At 31.6% G+C, this 12,026-nt stretch carries 14 protein-coding genes and 1 riboswitch; of the genes, 12 read left to right on the top strand and 2 right to left on the bottom strand.

Going from position 1 to position 12,026, the window contains the following annotated elements; translation table 11 throughout:
- Positions 1 to 80: 80 nt before the first annotated feature.
- The 8 genes from CKW03_RS01225 to CKW03_RS01185 all read left to right on the top strand — a co-directional run bounded on the left by CKW03_RS01225 (position 81) and on the right by CKW03_RS01185 (position 8,117).
- Entirely contained in the window at positions 81 to 374 is a 294-nt protein-coding gene (locus CKW03_RS01225; protein ID WP_139185529.1) for a hypothetical protein, read from the top strand.
- Positions 375 to 880: 506 nt separating this feature from the next.
- Positions 881 to 2,101, top strand: coding sequence for a DUF4934 domain-containing protein (locus tag CKW03_RS01220; RefSeq protein WP_093100955.1), 1,221 nt, complete (start codon positions 881 to 883; stop codon positions 2,099 to 2,101).
- Between the two features lie 244 nt (positions 2,102 to 2,345).
- Complete coding sequence (locus tag CKW03_RS01215; RefSeq protein ID WP_093100957.1) at positions 2,346 to 3,785, top strand: hypothetical protein; 1,440 nt, start codon at positions 2,346 to 2,348, stop codon at positions 3,783 to 3,785.
- 1,407 nt (positions 3,786 to 5,192) lie between these two features.
- Complete coding sequence (locus CKW03_RS01210; RefSeq protein WP_139185530.1) at positions 5,193 to 5,501, top strand: hypothetical protein; 309 nt, start codon at positions 5,193 to 5,195, stop codon at positions 5,499 to 5,501.
- A gap of 35 nt (positions 5,502 to 5,536) precedes the next feature.
- Complete coding sequence (locus CKW03_RS01205) at positions 5,537 to 5,767, top strand: hypothetical protein (protein ID WP_093100960.1); 231 nt, start codon at positions 5,537 to 5,539, stop codon at positions 5,765 to 5,767.
- 431 nt (positions 5,768 to 6,198) lie between these two features.
- Entirely contained in the window at positions 6,199 to 6,450 is a 252-nt protein-coding gene (locus tag CKW03_RS01195; RefSeq protein WP_093100963.1) for a hypothetical protein, read from the top strand.
- A gap of 621 nt (positions 6,451 to 7,071) precedes the next feature.
- Positions 7,072 to 7,428 (top strand): hypothetical protein, encoded by a 357-nt coding sequence (locus CKW03_RS01190; protein ID WP_093100965.1) that lies wholly within the window; start codon positions 7,072 to 7,074, stop codon positions 7,426 to 7,428.
- Entirely contained in the window at positions 7,407 to 8,117 is a 711-nt protein-coding gene (locus tag CKW03_RS01185) for a glycosyltransferase (RefSeq protein WP_093100966.1), read from the top strand. The genes CKW03_RS01190 and CKW03_RS01185 overlap by 22 nt, the downstream gene beginning before the upstream one ends.
- Here CKW03_RS01185 and CKW03_RS01180 read toward each other — a convergent pair.
- Positions 8,089 to 8,490, bottom strand: a complete 402-nt coding sequence (locus CKW03_RS01180) for a hypothetical protein (RefSeq protein WP_093100968.1) — start codon at positions 8,488 to 8,490, stop codon at positions 8,089 to 8,091. The genes CKW03_RS01185 and CKW03_RS01180 overlap by 29 nt on opposite strands.
- A 464-nt stretch (positions 8,491 to 8,954) precedes the next feature.
- On the opposite strand from CKW03_RS01180, the gene CKW03_RS01175 reads away from it, so the two are divergent.
- The 4 genes from CKW03_RS01175 to CKW03_RS01160 all read left to right on the top strand — a co-directional run bounded on the left by CKW03_RS01175 (position 8,955) and on the right by CKW03_RS01160 (position 11,316).
- Positions 8,955 to 9,227, top strand: coding sequence for a helix-turn-helix domain-containing protein (locus CKW03_RS01175; RefSeq protein ID WP_236736568.1), 273 nt, complete (start codon positions 8,955 to 8,957; stop codon positions 9,225 to 9,227).
- Positions 9,228 to 9,247: 20 nt separating this feature from the next.
- A riboswitch (Fluoride riboswitch) is annotated at positions 9,248 to 9,314 on the top strand.
- A gap of 30 nt (positions 9,315 to 9,344) precedes the next feature.
- Complete coding sequence (locus tag CKW03_RS01170; RefSeq protein WP_093100970.1) at positions 9,345 to 10,661, top strand: voltage-gated chloride channel family protein; 1,317 nt, start codon at positions 9,345 to 9,347, stop codon at positions 10,659 to 10,661.
- On the top strand, positions 10,651 to 10,995 hold the full coding sequence (locus CKW03_RS01165; protein ID WP_093100971.1) for a DUF190 domain-containing protein: 345 nt from the start codon (positions 10,651 to 10,653) through the stop codon (positions 10,993 to 10,995). The genes CKW03_RS01170 and CKW03_RS01165 overlap by 11 nt, the downstream gene beginning before the upstream one ends.
- Before the next feature lie 150 nt (positions 10,996 to 11,145).
- Complete coding sequence (locus tag CKW03_RS01160; protein ID WP_236736569.1) at positions 11,146 to 11,316, top strand: hypothetical protein; 171 nt, start codon at positions 11,146 to 11,148, stop codon at positions 11,314 to 11,316.
- Here CKW03_RS01160 and CKW03_RS01155 read toward each other — a convergent pair.
- Complete coding sequence (locus CKW03_RS01155) at positions 11,313 to 11,930, bottom strand: hypothetical protein (RefSeq protein WP_197700964.1); 618 nt, start codon at positions 11,928 to 11,930, stop codon at positions 11,313 to 11,315. The two genes, CKW03_RS01160 and CKW03_RS01155, sit on opposite strands and share 4 nt — an antisense overlap.
- Positions 11,931 to 12,026: the final 96 nt, after the last annotated feature.

The following is a 12,026-nucleotide window of genomic DNA, read 5'->3' as shown; positions in this document are numbered from 1 at the left end:
ATCAGACACTTATGAAACACACAATAAAGAAAAATACAATAAATTTAATAGCAGGCATAACATTCCTAATCGCTTTCATTATGAATATTTCAACTAATATTAATGGAGAGACCTTTTTCATTAAGAGAAGCCAAGCCCAAAATTCTGGAACTGTTACTTACGTCTCATTTAAACTTGAACAATACAGCAAAACTGAAGAAGTTCAAATTTCGGTTATTCCGCCAAAATATGTAAAGAAAAAAGTTAATTATTGCAGAGAAGGAAGTAGTTTGATCTGTAGTGACAGTAAAGGCAATTCATTTATTTACCAAGACTCAAACACCGATACGGATACGGATACGGATACTGATACAGACACCGACACAGCACCGTAACAGACCTATTAAGTAATCTAGGAAAGTTTAATCCAAAGAAATCTACATAGGGAGGAAAGTTAAGATAAAATTAGCGTTGTATTTTTCATACCCTACAAATGCATTAATTAATATTTACTGAAAAGTTGTTTGTTTTGAAATTTGTGTTTATTAAAAAAACACAATTAATTACCAATTCCTTATGAAAAAGTAAATATTTTTTCCCAACTTATATTATTTTGATAGCCTTTCTAATCAGTTATTAAATTAATGTTTTTGAAAAAAATTTTTATCAAAAAATGCTTATGTCTAACTGCAGAATGTGTGGCGAATAAGTTGGCGCATTAAAAAATAACTTCCATTTTAATTGTTTAAAATTAAAAAATAAAACAGGAAGCAAGAGTCATAACATGTCTTTATTAAGAAATAGAAGCCTTTGAAAATTGGTCCACTAAATTCACCTAAATTGACTAATAGATTAATTGACAAGTTCGAATCAAGCTAAAAAATAAACCATAAATAACTGTATGAAACTATTAAATCACCGTTTCTCCACCTACTTAAAATACTTTACTTATAAAAATATATCCCCAAAAAAAATAAAAAAACACCTTTTACATTTATTTTTAGTCTCGTGCTGTCTTAACATTGTTTCCTGTTCATCTTTTCAGAAAGAAACTAAGGTTGAAAGAGATAACTTGATAACTATTGATATTGATCCTGAAAATTCTACCGAACTTTCAAAAATCGATTCTATTGTAGAAAGTGTTAAAATTGTTCAACTCCAATTTATTGAAAGCATAGCGGAAATAAATAAAGTGGAAAAAATATTCCAGGTGAAAGATACTCTAGTTGTCTTTGATAAAGTTATGGGAAACGTATTTATATATGACAATAATGGAAGGTATATAAACCATATTAAAAGAGGAGGAAAACAATCGGAATTTTTAGATCCCTCTGATGTAAGTATCTCCAATAAAAACACAATTTTAGTACTAGAATTGAGACGGCCATTTATAAAAGAGTATAATCTTGATGGCTCTTATATAAAAACTTTTGATAGACCACATTCCTATGCAGAACACATCGAAAACATCAATGATTTTATATTCCTACACTCTCCATTTCAACCTTCCAAAGCTAACAAAAGCCACATTAATATAATTAAATATAGTACAGAAGGTAAAAATATTGTAGAAATTAAACCCGTGTTCCCTTTCACAAAAGAACTAACTAAAAACGTTGTATTAATGAATATTAATAGGAATTTTGATGTCTTAAATGATACTTTACAATACCTTCAATCCCTGAAAGACACCTTATATTCAATCACATCAAAACCAGAAGTGTTTGCAAAATATTATTTCAATTATGGCGGGAAAAACCCTTCCATGAACGATTTAGAAAAAGCCGGCAATCAAGGTGCCAACGACATTATCAACAATTTTGTTTTTACAGGATCATTTTCAGAAACAGATAAATATCTTTTTATTTCTTATTCAAATTACGGGAGTGTTTTAGGAACACTCATTGATAAGAGTGATTCATTTAAACCTATTTTTAACACGAGCTATTTGCAATATCAAGATTTTTATATTCCGATACTTTTAAGCAAAGGTTATGATGAAAGCACATTTATTTCTGTTTACAACAATAGCAAAGGTTTCTTTCAACAAAATAGCAAGGCAGATCAAGGGCTTGACAAGCAGAATAAGAACCCCATAATTTTCATAATATCTTTAAAGTAACATTTTAATGAGATAATTACTACAATATTTTTGTATCCAAAACACCGGAATAAGTCTCATATTTTTACTATTTTTTTAAAGTGGAATTTAGCTGTCTTGTAGAGATAAGGTTCTGAAGTTATTAAACAAAATACTCAGTAATGTACCTATGAAACATTGATAAAGAAATTTTAGAGTAAAGAATTAAATGATAAAGATATTTAATAATAACAGTTTGATATGGCGTATACTAATAATAGCAATTATGTTTATCAGCATGATGACCTATTTTTCCTTTTTGACACCATATCACAACTGGGGGGATGATTTTGCACTATACTTAAATCAAGCAAATTCCTTAATTAAAGGAGAAGTAGATACCTTAATTTTAAAAAATTCATTTGCGATAAAAAATTCTAGCAGAAGTTCCTTTTCGCCAATTCTTGCCCCATGGGGATGGCCTTCTATCATAGCTGTTATCATTTACTTTTTTGGCCTTAATATAGTTTATATTAAAATAATAATAATATTGTTCTTTTATTCTTTTTTGCTCATTTTTGGTAAAATCATTTACGAAAAAAACAGTGCCATTTCTTCTTTTTCTATTTTATCAATTTTGGTTTTTAATTCGTACTATTTCGATCACACCAACGTGATTACCACAGAAATTCCATTTTTGTTCTTTTCTTCCATAATTTTATATCTCACAATATTGTATAAAAACAGAGAACTTAATGTATTATTTTCACTGTTTTTAGGTTTCCTAATTGCATTTAATTGCTTAATAAGGACAGAAGGAATTCTATTTTTACCAATCATTCTATTTATTCAAATAAGTTGGAGTTTCAATAAAATAACCATAGATTCATTGTGGAAGAGAAATAATCTTATTATCATTTCCCCCTATTTAGGATTCTTAATAGTTTACTTATTATCAAAAATTATCTTTCCTACTGTTCCTAATTCCCATCTCTCCTTTTTGAATAAGGTGTCTTTAGAAACTGTGTATCAATCGATTTTGTGGTATTCCAATGGCTTTCAAAAATTATTCCTTATTGATAACCAAACTTTTTACTTAAAATATATTTTATACACTTTTTTCTTCGTGGGAATTTTCAAATTCTTTTGGAAAGAATTTGTTCTATCGAGTTTTACCATCGGCCTTTTAATTATTTATTTAATTTGGCCATATTATGAATTGAGATATTTATTTATGGTTTTTCCATTTGTATTGTACTTTACTATCAAAGGATGTTATATTTTTTCATACTGGGTATTTAAAAACAACTCGATTGCATATGTGCTCATTGCGGGATTGATTTTATCAAACAGCATTCAATTTATTAAAAATGTTAAAGAAACTAATAGGATTACTGAAACAGAAGGGCCCTATACCCGAAAAAGCAAGGAAATGTTCCAATTTGTAAAAACAAATATACCTAAAGACAAAATAGTTTCTTTTTTTAGGCCAAGAGCCTTTACATTCTTTACAGGATGTTATTCTGTAATGATCTATCATAGCTTAGAGGATATAATGAAAATTTCTGAATATTTGATAATTAATAATTACACAAATAATTTTCAAATTTCCCCAATTTCTATTAAATATAGTAATCAGTTAAAAAATGGATGCTTAACTGAGATTTATTCAAACGGCCAATTTGACATATACAAGATTAAGAAAACAAATTGTTGTTATCAATAAACCGTTTTCCGCAATACCTTCATGAATATCCAGTCATATTTTCCCTCGATCCATTGAACAATGGTCTGTTGGATCACTCTGTCAAGGATTGTAGGGGTTGAGTTGTTACACAGCCAGATGTTGGTCATACTTTTATAGGTATAAACCAAAATGGTGTTACTAGAATTTTAGGGTTTTACCCTTCTGAAGCTGTTTCCCAAAAATATCCAGAAAAAGGTGCAGCACTAGTTGATGATAGCAAACACGAATATAATGTTAGTATTTCATATGAAGTTTCCATATAAATATATTAAGTATTAAAATATAAATTGAGTTGTGACATAAATTTTAAATTATAGTCAAACTAATGACAGTGAAATAATAGTTTAATATCCTAATAATTTGCGTTATGCATAACATTCAGAATCATCCCTTATACAGGTGTTATACATCCTAGATAGAAATTAGATCCCATATCAAGGTGGATTTTGGAAAATTACCCGTAAAGATACTTATGTTTACGGATTCCACACCTAAACAACCTTGTGCACATAAAGCACCTAAGATAGAGGATTTGCTGCAAACAACTCTAAAACAATCTATCAATGAAACTTGATTTCTCTTATTAGCTAATGCTTTTTAATTCAATGTGCAAGAATTTATAATGGAACAACACACCTTTAAATTTTGAAAGATTATTTATATATTGATGTATTCTTTGTGTTAAATTTCTGTTTAGCGGCGGGAAATACAATGGTCGACCGTTTATTAATTGAAAGTATCCATGATTCATCCCATTTGGATTTAGGCCTTTTCAAGAGAAACATAGGACTAATTTTATTAAAGTAAAGAATTTTTACAGTTTCTTACTGATCTGAATTGGGACTAGTCTTTCCTTCTATTAAGAATTCAATATACCTCAACAAGAATATAATGTAAGTTGTACCCCTCCCCCAAAGTGGTACTTAGGGTAATCCAATTTATACCCGATTTCACTTTTTTGGAAGGTTCTCGTTATAGAACCAAATATAGTCTCTATTTTTTTTTGCCCAAATGAGATTATCACCCAAACATTTGCTTTCATGATAAACGACAACCGATTCAAATCAAAGTCCTGTTAATGTCCGACTAATCAGAATTTACACTTTTGTCAGATCTTGATTTACTCAAAAGTTCTTCGGGTGCATAGTTTTATTAAATTTTAATAAAAAAATTGTTATGTATTACATAATAATTTTTTTGTAGATTCGCCTCATAAATTATGAATTATGAAAAAGAAAACTAAGTTAGCCTTATCTATTCTCGAAAAGGAGTTAAATGTACTCTCAAAAATTGAAACTTTACATGTATTAGGTGGTGCAGACCCCAATGCACGGAGACGTTTGGATAGTTGGGGGTGAAACATATGTATGGGATTCAAATGCCGGAATGTGGACAGGACAAATTCCTGAAATTGTAATATCTCGAAATCCTTATCAGTCATCATCTGGCTACAATTTTAATACTTGGACATGGTCAAATATGCTCACAGGACAATCGGGAGGCTTTATGCTATCGAGTTCTGGATATATGGATCTAGGCCCAATAAGTGGTGGTGGAGGTGGTGGAACCGGCACAGGAAATCCTCCACCGACAAGCAATTTATTTTCAATGTCAGCATTTATTGGCTATGCAGGTCTTTTAGTTAAAAAAATGCTGCTGCGATTGAATTTACTGCCCAACAAGCCAAAGAATTAGCTGATATAAAGAATGCACTTCAAGCTTCCAAGGTTATGGTAATTGCTGGTAAATATCTTGGAGTAGCTGGATCATTATTGACTGCTCATGAAGGTCTATCCGATAGCAATGGATTTACATGGGGTGATGGCGCAAAGGTTGGAATTGGTATTATCACCACATTTACTCCTTATGGCTGGGAGTATGTTATAGTTGACTTGGGGACGGGAATCATTACAGGTACAACTCTGACTGATTCAATAGGAAATGCAATTGATGGACTTTAATAATATTTTATTAAATAGCTAATGAAAAAATCTTCAAAATTTTTTTTTGATTACATCTATTTTAGGGTAGCAGAGGTCTATTTTAAGTGGGATGGAAAAAATGGAGTTACGGCTGTGTTTGCAGTAAGTTTAATACAATCCCTATTATTTCTTTGTGTATTAGGCACGTTGTATAAAACAATTCTTAGCCCAGAAATCACTTCTAAACTTCATGGTTATAGTAAATGGATTTCTTTCGCTTTGGTTGGATTTCTTAGTATATATAATTATCAAAAGTTTAAAGGTAAGTTCTTCTTTTATAAATCTTATTGGAAGGATGAAAATAAAAAGGTAAGGAGGATAAAAGGACTGCTCGTCCTACTTTCCCTAATAATTCCATGGATTCCTATAGTCCTTTTAGGTACTATTTTCAAATAACAAATTAACTTTAAATGAAAAAGGACCTTGTTCTTGTTGCAAACAAACCTCCTATAAACCCTATAGGAAATATAATTGATTCATTTGATAAAATAATACGAATTAATAAAATGGACCATCTTGGACATTCTGGAAACCGGATTGATGGACTGTATTTAGAGATGAACCATGATTTTGTGGTGAACTGTGGTGGAGGAAAAAATAAGGAATATTTTAAAAATGCCAACCATATTTTTATCAGAAACTTTATAAACAAAACATTTTAGATTGGAATGAATTTATATCCCCACATCAATATAAGAACGCCGAGATAATTGATGAAATAAAAATTTATAGTGATTTAAAATGCTATAATATTACCTCCCCAATCCTTATAATTCATTATTTATTGAATTCTCATTGGAAAAGGAGTATAACATTTACATTACTTGCCTCGATATAGAAAATAGGGCTATTTTGATCGACAATCATCCTAATTGGAAATGGCACTCTGGAGCAGGAATCCATGAACAAAGGTATCTCCATAACATATTGAGAAAAGGGTTAATAAAAAGGATATATGATGAATAATATTCCAATTCTAGACCAGTTAAAAAACACAGTAAAAGATGTCATAACAAAAATTTTTTTCTTCTACCATATACCCTTCAGTATTTAAAGGACGAAGGCTTTCGAAAGGTCTTGGTCTTATCAGATTCAAAAGTATTTGAACCTATAACTGAATCTTTTGGTTTCAAACTTAAAATCACTCCTAGGTTAAAAATGATGATGAACTTAAAACATGCTTTCGGTACCTAAAGAATAAGAGAATCAAATTTTTTGCTATCTGTTCTGTAACACATCCACTGAAGGAACCTGGACTTATAAATAAATTGGTATCAAAATATATGGAACAAAAATTAAAAATTGATTTTTGCACTTCGTATTATCGTTTTAAGAAAAGGAGACGGTTTTTTATTGAAGAACAAAATGAAGTTTTTCAATTTAAATATAAATATAGAATTCGATCAGGAAATGTCCTAAAGAAAGAAATAAAAATGATTGACGGAGGTGTATACATTATTTCCTCAAAATTTATTGAAACCGTCGTTAAAAGTAAATCTTCCAATCAAGCATTTTGGAGTGGAAGATTTACTTGTATAGAAAATAACATGCCTTTTTTAGATATTGATTCTGAAAACGACCTTTTGAGTTTTAAAAATTTTTTAAATCAATTTAAATCATGCCAGAAACTACAGTTCTAATTCCAACATTTAATAATTCCCAATATATTATACAAAGTTTAAAAAGTGTTATTAATCAAAAATATAGAGATTTTGAGGTCATTATCATTGATGATTGTTCAGATGATAATACGGAGGAATTGGTCTCAGAGCTGGATACGAGAATAAGATATTTTAGAAAGAAAACTAAAACAGGAATTGTCTCATGTCTGAATGAAGGATTAGCATATGCAACCGGTAAATTTATAGCAAGAATGGATGCGGATGATATTATGTTGGGAAATAGGTTGCTAAATCAAGTTAATTTTCTAAATAATAATAAAGAATATGGGGTTGTAGGAAGTAAGTACAATGTGATATCAAAGGATGGTGAAATATTAGAAACTGTAAGTACAAAACAGAATGATGAAGAACTCAGATTAGGGTTGTTATTTAAGAATCAGTTTGCCCATTCTAGTGTTACGTTTAGGAGAGAATTACACTCCAAAGTCCTAAAGTATCATAAGAAGTATGAATTTGTTGAAGATTACGCATTATGGTGCGAATTTTCTAAAATAAGTAAATTGGCTAATCTTCCTGAAATTAACCTAAGCTATCGTATTCATGGGAAAAATTCCAGTCATGAAAACCAAACGGTTTTGAGAAGTAATCTGGTTAAACTTTTTGCAATCGTTGTAATATCTATTGTATTAATGGATTATCGTAATTGAGCATTTCTTTAATAGACTTTTCAGATAAGTATGTGTAATAACTGCTTCCTTCTCCAATCTGAAGAGGATTGTTCAAAGTAAAAAAATCTAGATCAATATCGAAGAAAATATTATTCTCTTCACTATTTAAAAGACATTTTCCTAAATTTTGATATTGTTTAAACTTCTTTATTGTGTGAACATTCCAATAGCTATCTGTAATGAATTCGTCTTCCCAATCACCTTCAAAAGAGCCTTGACGGCAATGTACATAAATATCGCCAATTATATTTAAATAAGCTACTGACATTATATGGGTATCATTTAGACCTCTCAAATTAGCCCAGGTGTATAAAGATACATCCTTATTACTGCTCAAATCCAATTCTTTCAATCATTCTTTTTCTCCATCTGTAGGATAAACTAAATTTTGATGCCAGTCTAAGGTAACTAGGCTCGGAGGATAATTTATGCTATCTTCATTCATTAATTTTTGTGTCCATTTATTCCAAAAGAAAAGGCATATCTGTGATCATTGAAAATAGAAATTTCAATACTTTTCCTGTCTCCATAATATGGATGAGAAAGCAATTGACTTAATGTTCCGGGAGGAGTAACGTATTCATTATTGTGGAAGTGGAGTTTCATAATGAATTCTTCGTTAAGAACTATTTATCCTTTTAAATTCTCATGGATATGGCTATTTAATAAAGTTCTTTTTATAAAATAAATTTTCAGTAAAAATACATCAAAGATTAAAAACAGGTAAAACGGTTGTTAATAAATTATTTACAGCCGTTTTATGATTTTTTGGTAATGAGGTAAAAAGCAACGATTGGCAAAAGTAAGGAGCTTTCAATGGAACATATAGCGGTATTTACTGGGCGAAGTTTGGTAACGTTCAAAAGGGATTTTAAGAAGATAAGAAGCCTCACGCCGCAAAAATGTCTCATCAATAAACGTTTGGAAATGGCTTACATCAAACTCAAAGAAGAAAAGAAAAAGGTACAGGAAGTATATACGGAAGTGGGCTTTAAAAACCTTTCCCACTTTTCTACTGAATTTAAAAGCAATACGGCACCCCACCGACAGAGAAATAAAATCACGAAGAATAAACATTCATATGGATAAATTTTTCTAAATTTGTCACAGACAAAAAAGGAAATGGTGTTCTTCCTTACCCAACCGCTTTAAAAAGCTGATGACGCCTGATTAAATTAAGTGTATTAACATTTTAATCAGGTAATTATGTCATTAAATAAAAGAAAGTCATTCAGCAAAATAATCAAATTATCAACAAAAGTATTTTTCAGACACTATCCTCCTATACCTTACATCATGAAATGGACACTCATTTGTTCATTTATCGGGGTTTGTGTTGGTAGTGCTTCGGCAGGTTTTTTACAGTCTTTGGATTGGGTAACTGATTTTCGGGAAACTCATTTATTGTTAATAGCACTGTTACCGGTTGGTGGTTTTTTCATTGGGTTGCTCTATCATTATTTAGGCAAAGACATTAAAGCAGGTAACAACTTGCTTATTGATACCATTCACGATCCTAAAAAAATTATTCCTTTCCGTATGGCTCCGTTTGTGTATATCGGAACTATTGCAACGCATTTTTTTGGTGGTTCGGCAGGACGTGAGGGAACAGCTCTACAAATGGCAGGTGCTATTGCCTACCAATTCAGCAAGCCTTTTCGTCTTACTGAAAGTGAACTGAAAATTTTAATTATATCCGCTATTTCCGCAGGTTTTGGCTCTGTTTTCGGCACACCGTTGGCAGGTGCAATTTTCGGGTTGGAAGTTTTTTTAATCGGACGGCTAAAATATGATGCTATTTTTCCTGCGTTTACAGCTTCCATTATTGCCGATATAGTAACCAAACTTTGGCAGACACCGCACACACATTACCACATTGATTTTATTCCCGACATCTCATTTTTAAATATCATTTACGCAATCATTGCAGGAATAATTTTTGGATTATGTTCCGCAACATTCAGCAAAACCATACATAAGGCAAGTGCAGTTTTTAAATCAAAAATTGCTTATCCGCCTTTACGCCCTTTCATCGGTGGAATTCTTATAGCGCTGGCAGTTTGGGCAATCGGTACTACAAAATATATCGGTTTGGGTATTCCTACAATCGTAGCTTCTTTTAATGAACAATTACCTGCTTACGACTTTGCTTTGAAAATGATTTTTACCATTGTTACACTTTCAGCAGGATTTAAAGGTGGCGAAGTTACTCCGTTGTTTTTTATCGGTGCAACATTAGGAAGTACGTTAAGCTGTTTTATACCATTACCGACAGGACTTTTAGCAGGAATGGGGTTTGTTGCCGTTTTTGCAGGTGCTTCCAATACACCTATTGCGTGTAGTATAATGGCTATTGAACTGTTTGGTGCTGAATGTGGCGTTTATGTTGCTATTGCTTGCGTTGTTGCTTATCTGCTATCAGGACACAACAGTATTTACAACAAACAAATAATAGGCGAGCCAAAACACAACAGATTTGTAAATCATCAAGGAAAAAAAATAAATGAAGTCAATGAAATATAAAACAACTATACGGCTGTATTTTGAATATGGCAAAAAAGTAAAAGGGCTTTCCTTTTGGAAACGCATTTGGAACAATAGATTTTCTGCGGAACTGCTAAAAAGTGCCAAAGAAAAAGGGATTGAACAGGTTATTTATTTTAATGTAACAAAAGGCTATTTACAAAATCAGCCAATACAATGGGGCATTACTGAAATCGTCTCAGCCAAACATCCACAATGTATTGAAATGACCGATTTTGAAAGCAAAATAATATCGTTCCTTAACGAGCAAAAACAACTGTTGGGTAAACAAAAAATTATCCTTGTAAAAAACGAAATAGAAATTTTGATATAAACGATTAGACCAATAATATCTATTTGCATCTGTCAAAATCTGAAAAACTAGAAGTCTATAATTGAACCTTACAGAAAAGTAATTTGAGCCTTACAGCAAAACCGTTGTAAGGCTTTGTTTTTACCTTTGTATTATAAAAATTGTAAGGAAATGGAAATAGAAACGATAGATATATTTGAAAGGTTTCGCAATGGCGAAAGAGCACAATTCAGCGACCCTCAATATTCCAAAATAGAACAAGCCTGTTACGATACAAAGAAATTGTTGCTTCAAATGAATGGCACAGCCGAGCCGAATGAAGTGAGAAGTTATTTAAGCTAAATTACAGGAAGCGAGTGTTCCTGTGGCGAACGACCCGTGTAGTGCTTGATGAGGTCGCCAAAATAGTTGGGAGACAAATTTGCCATATCTGAAAAATAGGAAACCGACGGAACTTTCAGCGCATTCTGCTCATCATCATAAAAGGCTTCAAGGTTTTTGTAAAAATCACCTACGGTGGTGTTATACAACTCTTCCCTTGTATCAAATTGTCTGCTGTAAAACTTTTGGATATAGGAAAGGATAAACGAAGCATAATGAATGACAATGCCTTTGGAGAAATGCTCATTACCTTCAAATTCATTCAGTGCCTTTTTGAAAAGGTCGGTAATAATTTGCTGTTCCTCTTTGGTAATGAAAAGTCCTTCGTGATTATTGTAATAGGTAAAGCTATACTTTTTGGCAATCTTCCTAAACAGACCGGCATCTATCAGTATATGATAACCTGGCATTTGATGCTGTATGTCCCTCTGAAGAAAATCGCCCGGTTGGTCAAGATAGACAAAGGCATCAGTATGGACAAATGTTGTCTGACCGAAATTTTTATCCTTGTCGTAGTCCAGTTTTATTGCCAACAGGTAAAAATCAAGCTCGATACGCACTGATTGTCGCCTCATATCCTTTTGTTTTTGGTATTCTACCAAATGGATCTGATTGTTCTTATAACCGCTGATGTTGGTATATTTCAGAAATTCCTTTATGTCGTACTTTTT

Origin of the sequence: Sphingobacterium mizutaii (assembly GCF_900187125.1) — a bacterium.
In the GTDB taxonomy this organism is placed as follows: Bacteria; Bacteroidota; Bacteroidia; order Sphingobacteriales; family Sphingobacteriaceae; genus Sphingobacterium; species Sphingobacterium mizutaii.
The sequence above is the reverse complement of the archived record's forward strand: the minus strand, read 5'-3'. Positions and strand labels throughout refer to the sequence as shown.

Bases quoted from the DNA above. Each gene is read 5' to 3' on its own strand.
- CKW03_RS01225 (WP_139185529.1), top strand. From the start codon at position 81: ATGAATATTTCAACTAATATTAATGGAGAGACCTTTTTCATTAAGAGA.
- CKW03_RS01220 (WP_093100955.1), top strand. From the start codon at position 881: ATGAAACTATTAAATCACCGTTTCTCCACCTACTTAAAATACTTTACT.
- CKW03_RS01215 (WP_093100957.1), top strand. From the start codon at position 2,346: ATGTTTATCAGCATGATGACCTATTTTTCCTTTTTGACACCATATCAC.
- CKW03_RS01210 (WP_139185530.1), top strand. From the start codon at position 5,193: ATGTGGACAGGACAAATTCCTGAAATTGTAATATCTCGAAATCCTTAT.
- CKW03_RS01205 (WP_093100960.1), top strand. From the start codon at position 5,537: ATGGTAATTGCTGGTAAATATCTTGGAGTAGCTGGATCATTATTGACT.
- CKW03_RS01195 (WP_093100963.1), top strand. From the start codon at position 6,199: ATGAAAAAGGACCTTGTTCTTGTTGCAAACAAACCTCCTATAAACCCT.
- CKW03_RS01190 (WP_093100965.1), top strand. From the start codon at position 7,072: ATGGAACAAAAATTAAAAATTGATTTTTGCACTTCGTATTATCGTTTT.
- CKW03_RS01185 (WP_093100966.1), top strand. From the start codon at position 7,407: ATGCCAGAAACTACAGTTCTAATTCCAACATTTAATAATTCCCAATAT.
- CKW03_RS01175 (WP_236736568.1), top strand. From the start codon at position 8,955: ATGGAACATATAGCGGTATTTACTGGGCGAAGTTTGGTAACGTTCAAA.
- CKW03_RS01170 (WP_093100970.1), top strand. From the start codon at position 9,345: ATGTCATTAAATAAAAGAAAGTCATTCAGCAAAATAATCAAATTATCA.
- CKW03_RS01165 (WP_093100971.1), top strand. From the start codon at position 10,651: ATGAAATATAAAACAACTATACGGCTGTATTTTGAATATGGCAAAAAA.
- CKW03_RS01160 (WP_236736569.1), top strand. From the start codon at position 11,146: ATGGAAATAGAAACGATAGATATATTTGAAAGGTTTCGCAATGGCGAA.
- CKW03_RS01155 (WP_197700964.1), bottom strand. From the start codon at position 11,930: ATGAGGCGACAATCAGTGCGTATCGAGCTTGATTTTTACCTGTTGGCA.